Annotated in this window: 10 protein-coding genes; 7 read left to right on the top strand and 3 right to left on the bottom strand. The window is 43.3% G+C overall.

Going from position 1 to position 7,531, the window contains the following annotated elements:
- Both B5D40_RS14445 and B5D40_RS14450 read right to left on the bottom strand, forming a co-directional pair.
- A partial coding sequence (locus B5D40_RS14445; RefSeq protein ID WP_200804184.1) for an Rpn family recombination-promoting nuclease/putative transposase occupies positions 1 to 382 on the bottom strand: 382 nt, incomplete at its 3' end.
- A gap of 302 nt (positions 383 to 684) precedes the next feature.
- Positions 685 to 1,515: a tyrosine-type recombinase/integrase gene (locus tag B5D40_RS14450; protein WP_158222091.1), complete on the bottom strand. Its 831-nt coding sequence runs from the start codon at positions 1,513 to 1,515 to the stop codon at positions 685 to 687.
- A 142-nt stretch (positions 1,516 to 1,657) separates the two neighbouring features.
- On the opposite strand from B5D40_RS14450, the gene B5D40_RS14455 reads away from it, so the two are divergent.
- Genes B5D40_RS14455 through B5D40_RS16585 form a run of 7 tightly spaced genes read left to right on the top strand, consistent with a single transcriptional unit; the run spans position 1,658 to position 7,261 of the window.
- A complete protein-coding gene (locus B5D40_RS14455) occupies positions 1,658 to 2,641 on the top strand; it encodes an NAD-dependent epimerase/dehydratase family protein (protein ID WP_078777487.1) in 984 nt (327 codons plus the stop codon).
- Positions 2,638 to 3,465, top strand: coding sequence for a glycosyltransferase (locus B5D40_RS14460; RefSeq protein WP_078777488.1), 828 nt, complete (start codon positions 2,638 to 2,640; stop codon positions 3,463 to 3,465). Before B5D40_RS14455 ends, B5D40_RS14460 begins: the two co-directional genes overlap by 4 nt.
- On the top strand, positions 3,462 to 4,184 hold the full coding sequence (locus tag B5D40_RS16350; RefSeq protein ID WP_078777489.1) for a polysaccharide pyruvyl transferase family protein: 723 nt from the start codon (positions 3,462 to 3,464) through the stop codon (positions 4,182 to 4,184). Before B5D40_RS14460 ends, B5D40_RS16350 begins: the two co-directional genes overlap by 4 nt.
- 56 nt (positions 4,185 to 4,240) lie before the next feature.
- Positions 4,241 to 4,594 (top strand): polysaccharide pyruvyl transferase family protein, encoded by a 354-nt coding sequence (locus B5D40_RS16355; protein WP_159446939.1) that lies wholly within the window; start codon positions 4,241 to 4,243, stop codon positions 4,592 to 4,594.
- Positions 4,572 to 5,780 carry a Coenzyme F420 hydrogenase/dehydrogenase, beta subunit C-terminal domain gene (locus B5D40_RS14475; RefSeq protein WP_078777491.1) on the top strand — a complete coding sequence of 403 codons (1,209 nt, stop codon included), beginning with the start codon at positions 4,572 to 4,574 and terminating at the stop codon, positions 5,778 to 5,780. Before B5D40_RS16355 ends, B5D40_RS14475 begins: the two co-directional genes overlap by 23 nt.
- Positions 5,777 to 6,778, top strand: coding sequence for a glycosyltransferase family 4 protein (locus B5D40_RS14480; RefSeq protein ID WP_078777492.1), 1,002 nt, complete (start codon positions 5,777 to 5,779; stop codon positions 6,776 to 6,778). Before B5D40_RS14475 ends, B5D40_RS14480 begins: the two co-directional genes overlap by 4 nt.
- Positions 6,779 to 7,261 carry an EpsG family protein gene (locus tag B5D40_RS16585; protein ID WP_078777493.1) on the top strand — a complete coding sequence of 161 codons (483 nt, stop codon included), beginning with the start codon at positions 6,779 to 6,781 and terminating at the stop codon, positions 7,259 to 7,261.
- On the opposite strand, the gene B5D40_RS14490 is transcribed toward B5D40_RS16585, so the two are convergent.
- Positions 7,237 to 7,531: integrase core domain-containing protein (locus tag B5D40_RS14490; RefSeq protein WP_144319720.1), on the bottom strand; the 295-nt coding region annotated here is incomplete at its 5' end. The genes B5D40_RS16585 and B5D40_RS14490 overlap by 25 nt on opposite strands.

Raw genomic sequence — 7,531 nt, forward strand, 5'->3', positions numbered from 1 at the left:
GGTTTTTCGCCATGATGTGGTACCAGTACTTGACGAGCTGCGCTATGATGTTCGGGTCTTTCGAGGACTTGTGTTCCTCGAGGATGCCGACAAGGAGGTCGGCGGAGCGTTCTTTTCCGAATTGTTCGGAATCGCGATTTCTTTCGCCGTCGGCAATCCTGACGGTGAACGCCAAGTCCGCATAGCCGAAGCTTTCCGTGTCGCTGAAGGATTCGGAGATTTCCGTGAGGGTCGAGAGGTCCACGGTCTTCAGGAATTCGGCGAGGCTTTCGTTGTGCCTGGCGGCGAGCTTCAGGAGTTCCGCGGCGCGTTCCGGCGCCTTGAAGACGGAGCGGAAATAGGAATCGTGCCCGGTGCGGGCGTTTGCGTTGTTTTCTTTCATAGGTTTCCTCGTTGGAATGCGGACTTCCCCCAATGAAAGCCCATGATGTACAACGCGCGAACGGGCGATTTTAGGAAAATTTTTTTGTAAAATGTTTTTTTTGCAACGTTCCTGCCGCCGCAAAAATGCTTTGTGTTCCTTTGCGTGAGGCATGCGAAGGGTGGCACTTGCGCCAGTGCGTAGCACCGACTGGAAGGTAGCCCGAAGCTCGCCGACCCGGCTAAAGTTTTAGTCCGAACGTTCATAGGGCCGGGGCACGCCTCTCTGAAAAATTTTCTCTGCGAAAAATTCGTATTCCTTTTTTACAGTTGGAATTTTTTCATTTCGCGGTCAATGACGGAGCTGGCGTAATTGGCGTAAATGAGGGTCGTTTGCAAGTTGGAGTGTCCTAGCATTCGGGAGACGACTTCGACGGGGATTCCCAGGCTGATGCAGGCAGTGGCGAAGGTGTGTCGGGCCAGATGGGTGTGAAGCCTTTTTTTGTAGCCCAGACGCTGCGCGGCGCTTCGCAGATTTTTATTGAAGGAGGAGTTGTTCACGACGTGCAAAACGAGGGAAGCGTTTTTGGTCTGCATTAAATTTTGCGCTTGATTTGGAATCGGGATGTAGATGAGACTTCCTGTTTTTTGCGTACGCTTTCGGATTTTTCCATTTTGGATGTCTTCCCAAGAGAGGGTTTTTAAATCGGCGTAACGAAGCCCGGTGAAGCAGGAAAAGAGGAACGCGCGCAAGGATTCCCGTTCGCTGTAGGTCAGCTGGGCGGAACTTTCCAGAAAACGTCGGTAGAGGAATTGCAATTCTTCGATTTCCAAAAAATGGCGAAGCCCCTCATGTTTTCGGATGACCGTGTCTTTCATCGGATTTGTCCGCATCGCTTTTTCTTTTATCGCCATGTTGATGAACATCCGTAAAATGGATAGGGAACGGTTGATGGTGCTTTCTTGATTGCGGCGCGCCCTCATAAATTCGATATAGCCGCGAATGAAGGCTTCCGTGACGTTTTTGCAATCGATACTCTCCCGATACAGGCGCAACTTGTGCAAATGCCAACGGTAAGTGTCGTAAGTGTAGCGGGAAAGTTTTGCCGATTCCTTTTCGAGATGGTGCTGGACGGCTTGGTAAAAATCTTGCATGAGATGGCCTTTGTTGAAAATAATCAAAGAATAATTCCGAGTTTTTAAAAGCGGCAAGGTTGTTTTTTGCATAGACCGCAGTTCGGCGCGAACTGCGGGGGCGTTTGCATGAAAGGTTAAAAGAATTGGGAAAGGGGAATCTATGAAGTTCGATTCGTTCGTCATTTTCGGGGGTGCCGGATTTATAGGAACGCATATGCGGAATCTCCTGCAAGATAAGTACCCGGAAGCCCAAATTTATGTGGCGGATTTGAAGTCAAGTAGAAGTTGCAACGGAAATGAGAACGTCGTCTTTTGCGAAACGGACGTTCGGAGGCCGATAGAAATTCCCGGCGATTTCGGCAAGAACACCCTGGTCCTGAATTTTGCGGCCATCCACCGTACGCCCGGACATCCCGACAACGCCTATTTTGAAACGAACATTCGCGGGGCGGAAAACGTTTGTGATTTCGCAAGAAAAAACAATATCGACAATATTGTTTTTACAAGCAGCATCGCGCCTTATGGTGCCGCTGAAGATTTGAAAAACGAAGAAACTCTCCCGACCCCTAATACCCCGTATGGAATTTCCAAATTGGTTGCGGAAAAAATCCATCGTGAATGGGCTGCGGGGGCGCCGGAAAGAAAGCTCTCTATCGTCCGTCCGGGAATTGTTTTCGGTACGGGCGAAAACGGCAATATGACGCGGCTGTATAAAGGATTGAAGTCTCGCAAGTTTGCTTACGCCGGTCGCAAGGACACCGTCAAGGCGTGCATCTACGTCAAGGACCTTGTCCGTGTCATGCTGGCAATGGCGGAAAACGAAAATGCGCCCAAGTTCCAACTCCACAACTGCTGTTATCATCCGTCGTTTACCATCGAACAGATTGCGAAGGCTATGCTCTCCGCGACCGGGCTGAAACGCCGCATTCCCTACATTCCTAGAAAGCCGATGATGATGGCTGCGACTGCTTGCGGCCTGCTCGGCGGCCTCGGTTTAGGAATCTGCCCGGCTCGTGTCAAAAAGCTGATGGTGAGCACCAATATAGATGGAGAAAAGTTGGCGAAAAATTATCCGCTGCAATTCAGTTTGGAGGAGGCTTTTAAAGACTGGTGGAAGGATTGCGAGGGGAAGAGGTTGGAATGAAAAAAACATACCCGCCATATAGTGTTTTGCTAAGCGTTTATAAATCAGAACATTCTGATTGGCTGGCATTCGCTTTAGACAGTATGTTTGCGCAGACGGTTTCTCCTGCTGAAGTTTTGTTGGTGCAAGATGGCCCATTGACAAGTAAGCTTTATGAAACAATAGAAATTTACAAGCACCGATATCCAACGGTATTCAAGACACTTTCTTTACCACGAAATATGGGTTTAGGTTTAGCTTTACGGCACGGAGTATTGGCTTGTCAATATGAATATATTGCCAGAATGGATACGGATGATTATTCTGCTCCATCCCGAATAGAAGAAGAATTTGATGCCATGTTTGAAAAAAATGTGGATATGGTTGGCTGTATTATTAACGAATTTATTGACGATCCTCAAAATGTCGTTTCACACCGATTTCTTCCTGAAACTCACGATGCGATTTATCGATTTGCCAAAAAACGAACGCCAATCGCGCATCCTTCTGTTCTGTTCAAGAAAAGTTTGCTCATCAAATGCGGCAATTATGAAGATTATTTTCTTGCTGAAGATTTTGCTATTTTTGTTAATCTTTTACGAATTGGAGCAAAAGGATACAACATTCAAAAACCTCTTGTGAGTATGAGAGTTAGTAAAGATTTTTACAATCGACGAGGAGGTTTCAGATATTTAAAAGCGATGCTAGATTTTAATCGAAATTTACTTCGCATTGGTTGGGTTTCTTATAAAGATTTTTTTGTTCGATCTTCAATGAATTGTATTGTTTGTTTAATGCCAAATACTTTAAGAAATTTTGTTTATAGAAGATTTTTACGAAAATGACACTCGCCCTGATTACCCTTCACCGTATTGTGAACTATGGCTCGGTTTTGCAAACCTATGCTACGCAACGAATTTTAGAAACGCTTGGAACTAAAGTCAAAGTTATCGATTATTATGATGAACGCATGACGATGCATGGAATGCTGAAGCGTTTGAAAAATAAAAAGAAGGCCCTTCAAAATCCCCTTCTTTTATTGATTGCGGAATTGATAATGTTTCCGTCTTATGTGACTCGGTTTAGAATATTCAAAAAATTTTTGAGAGAACAAATTCATTTGACGGAAAAGACTTATCACTCTTTTGAAGAGCTACAAAGTCATATTCCCGAAGCGGATATTTATTGCACGGGAAGCGACCAGGTTTGGAATTCCGGTTGGAATGAGAAAATAGATAAAGCTCTGTTTCTTGAATTTGTCGCGAAAGGAAAGCCCTGTTTTGCGTATGCGGCAAGTTTTGGAAAACAGAAATTGGACGATTGGGAAATTCCGGAGACGCAAAATCTCCTGAAAAAATATTTAGCACTCTCGTGTCGCGAATCCGCGGGCGTTGAGATATTAAAAAATTTGGGATTTGAATCCCAGCACGTCTTGGATCCAACCTTGTTGTTGAATGGGGAAAATTGGAAAAAACTTGCGTCTAAAAAATTTGAGAATAAAAAATACGTCTTTGTTTACAATCTCAATCGGAAAAAAAAATTGATGAAACCGCAAAATTTTTGAGTAAGCGATTCCGAATTCCAATTTATACGGTCAGTTATTGCTATCACGAAATTCCTTTGCGTCAAGGAAAAGTCTTTGTAAATCCTCCGGTGGAAGATTTTTTGTCGCTCCTCGCCAATGCATCTTATGTGATTACGGATTCCTTCCATGCGACGGCATTCTCCATCAATTTCGGTCGTGATTTTTTTGTGTTTTATCCGGGACTTTTTAGTTCTAGGCTTTCGAGCGTTTTAGAACTTGTCGGAGCAAAAGAACGTGCCCTCTCTGAACCGAAAGACGTCGAAAAATTTTTAGACCGGACCTTGGATTATTCAGGAATTCACAATGCTTTGCAAAAAGCGCGAAACGAGTCCATGGATTTTTTGAAAATGGCATTGGAAAAAGCAAATGAAGTCGCATATAGAAATTAACAGAAAAGAAGATTGTTCCGGTTGCAAGTGCTGTGAGCAGATTTGCCCGAAACGTTGCATTTCGATGCAAGAAGATTCTGAAGGTTTTTGGTATCCGGAAGTCAATGAAAATGAATGCATTCATTGCGGTCTTTGTGTAGAACGCTGTCCCTTGAATAAAGCTCCAGAACTGTCGCGGAAATTAACGGAACCGGAAGTTTTTGCGGCTACATTAAAAAATAAAACAATTCTGCAAAATAGTTCTAGCGGGGGATTGTTTTCCGCCTTTGCTTTGGAAATTTTAAAAGAGGGCGGAGTTGTTTTTGGTTGCGCCTTTGATGAAAATTTCAAAGCGGTTCATATTCCAATTTTGAATGCCGATGAACTTTATAAATTGCAAGGATCCAAGTATGTGGTCAGCGATTTGAATAATACTTATACGCAGGTCAGAACATTTTTGTCCGAAGGAAAAAAGGTTCTCTATTCTGGTTCGGCGTGCCATATTGCGGGGCTTCAAAAATTTTTGAAAAATGAAAACGAAAATTTGTTAACTCTTGAAATTTTGTGCCACGGAACGCCTAGCCAAAAATTATTTCGAAAACATTTAGAATATTTGTCGGAAACATATAGGGGGAAAATTCTTTCTTATGCCTTCCGGGATAAATCAAGCGGTTGGGGATTGAATTATAAGACTAAAACTAAGACTAAGACTAAGACTATATATTCTCCTGCGGACAAGGACGCTTATTACGCTAGTTTTTTAAGAGGCAAAACTTACAGACCTAGTTGCTACGAATGTCATTTTGCCAAGCAGGAACGCATTGCAGATATTACCCTTGGGGATTTCTGGGGTATTGAATTATTCCATCCTGAATTTTACAATAAAATGGGGGTCAGTGCCGTTATTTTGAATACGGAAAAAGCAAAAGCCTATTGGGAAAAAATTTCGGATCAGGTGGATTACGTTTCTTCTTCTATGAGCGAAGTCCGTTTGCGAAATCACAATTTGAACGCCCCTACTGTAAAACCAAAATGCCGTGATACGATTTACGACGGCATTGATAAAATTCCCTATTCCGAATTTCAAAAACGTTTGCAGTTACATGGAAAAGAAGCCGCTTTCTCTTTTATCAAAAATCATTTGCCGAAATCACTTCGTTTAAAAATCAATCGGTTGGTTTTCCGCCTGAAAGGAAAGGGTTTATGAAAATCGGCTATCTGCTCCCATCCTTTACGATTGTGTCGGGGTCTTCCGGTGGAATTAAAATGCAGGCGATGCAATGGCGCAACATGATGCGCTCTCGCGGCTATGAAGTTGTAGAAATTTCGGAATGGGGGGATTACGATTGGAAAACTTTCGATATCCTTCATTTCTTCTATTTCGGATTTTCGTATCTGACCATTTATCAGCATCTGAAAAAACGCTACCCCCATTTGAAATTCGTTTGTTCGCCGATAATTGATTCCTTTATACCCTGTTTTATTTATAAAGCGATTTCCCTAATCAAAATTCCGAAACTAAAAGTTTGGAGCGAACCGGCAACGTTAAGGCGTTTTCAAAATCTTTTTGACGTTTTTTTAGTGCGCAGCAATTACGAAAGGAAATATCTGGAAAAAGGTCTAGGTATCTCTAAAGAAAAAATCCAAAAAATCCCGTTGAACGGAAGACTTTCTGGCGTGGAGTGTGCAATTCAAAAAGAAAACTTCTGCTTGCACGTTTCCAGGAACGACGATCCGGGGAAAAATGTTTTTCGTTTGGTTGAAGCTGCCTTGCAATATGGTTTTAATTTGACGCTAGCCGGAAGTATTTCTGAAACGTTCAAAGAAAGACTTCAAGCCAAAATCGGAAATTCCCCGAACATTCAAATTTTGGGTAGGGTTTCCGATGAGGCGTTAATCGATCTATACAAGCGCGCCCGCGTTTTTGCTTTGCCCTCCATTCGGGAAGGCGTGGGGCTTGTCGCATTGGAAGCGGCCAGTTATGGCTGTGACATTGTAATTACAAACATCGGAGGTCCCCAGGAATATTTTTTGCCCAATGCGATTGCCGTAAATCCGAAAAATGTGGATGAAATCGGGAAGGCGGTAATGCGGTTTTTGAATGGCGAGACTTTCCAACCGGCGTTGAAAGAAGCGATTGCGGATAAGTATGCGGAAAGCCGGGTTGCGGAAATGCTGGGAAACGCATATCGAGAAGTGCTGTAGATGCCTTTGATTTACATACTATATATACTGGCTGGATGTATTTGCTTCGGTTGTTGTTTTAAACCAAGGTTTCCTAAAAAAATTGCATTTCTTTTTCTCCTTATATTGAATATCTGTATTGTGGGGTTACGTTCCGAATATGTCGGCGCAGATTCCCTTCAGTATTATTTGGCGTTTAAGGAATTAAATCGGGCGTCGTTGGAAGCGGCTTTTCAAACAAGATACGCTCCCGGCTACATCGCCTTGAATCGTTTGGTCGGATTTTTTACGGACTCGCCTTACGCTTTATTTTTCGTCGTGGGCTTATTTTCCCTATCTGTCTATTTTTACTTCTTAAAAAAGAATTCGGCGAATATATTTTTTGCCATTGTCATTTTTTTTTGTTCGGGATGGGGACTTTATATTGTCCCGCCCAAGTTGAACTTGGAAAATTTTGGCAAAGCTAATAAGGGAGTCTGTCAGATCTGTTGGTTAGCCCAATAATCCTCACGTTCTCTTGTCGCATTATACAATTTTGTTCTTCGTTCTGCAAGTCGTTCCTCCATCTTTCCTGCGAAAACCTCGTCAGGAGTCAGGAATCCGATTGCGGAATGTAGCCGTTCCGAGTTGTAGTAATTGATCCAGTCCGACATTTTCCTCTTTGCATCGGAATAGTCCTGGTAAGCGTCACGACGGACTTCCTCCGCCTTGAGGGTCTTGTGAAAACGTTCCACTTTCCCGTTGCTTTGCGGATGGAAGGGAGATGTAGAGGTC

The sequence above is a fragment of the Fibrobacter intestinalis genome, assembly GCF_900167415.1.
In the GTDB taxonomy this organism is placed as follows: Bacteria; Fibrobacterota; Fibrobacteria; order Fibrobacterales; family Fibrobacteraceae; genus Hallerella; species Hallerella intestinalis.

Coding starts and splice junctions, on each gene's coding strand:
- B5D40_RS14450 (WP_158222091.1), bottom strand. CDS start 1,515: ATGCAAGATTTTTACCAAGCCGTCCAGCACCATCTCGAAAAGGAATCG.
- B5D40_RS14455 (WP_078777487.1), top strand. CDS start 1,658: ATGAAGTTCGATTCGTTCGTCATTTTCGGGGGTGCCGGATTTATAGGA.
- B5D40_RS14460 (WP_078777488.1), top strand. CDS start 2,638: ATGAAAAAAACATACCCGCCATATAGTGTTTTGCTAAGCGTTTATAAA.
- B5D40_RS16350 (WP_078777489.1), top strand. CDS start 3,462: ATGACACTCGCCCTGATTACCCTTCACCGTATTGTGAACTATGGCTCG.
- B5D40_RS14475 (WP_078777491.1), top strand. CDS start 4,572: ATGAAGTCGCATATAGAAATTAACAGAAAAGAAGATTGTTCCGGTTGC.
- B5D40_RS14480 (WP_078777492.1), top strand. CDS start 5,777: ATGAAAATCGGCTATCTGCTCCCATCCTTTACGATTGTGTCGGGGTCT.
- B5D40_RS16585 (WP_078777493.1), top strand. CDS start 6,779: ATGCCTTTGATTTACATACTATATATACTGGCTGGATGTATTTGCTTC.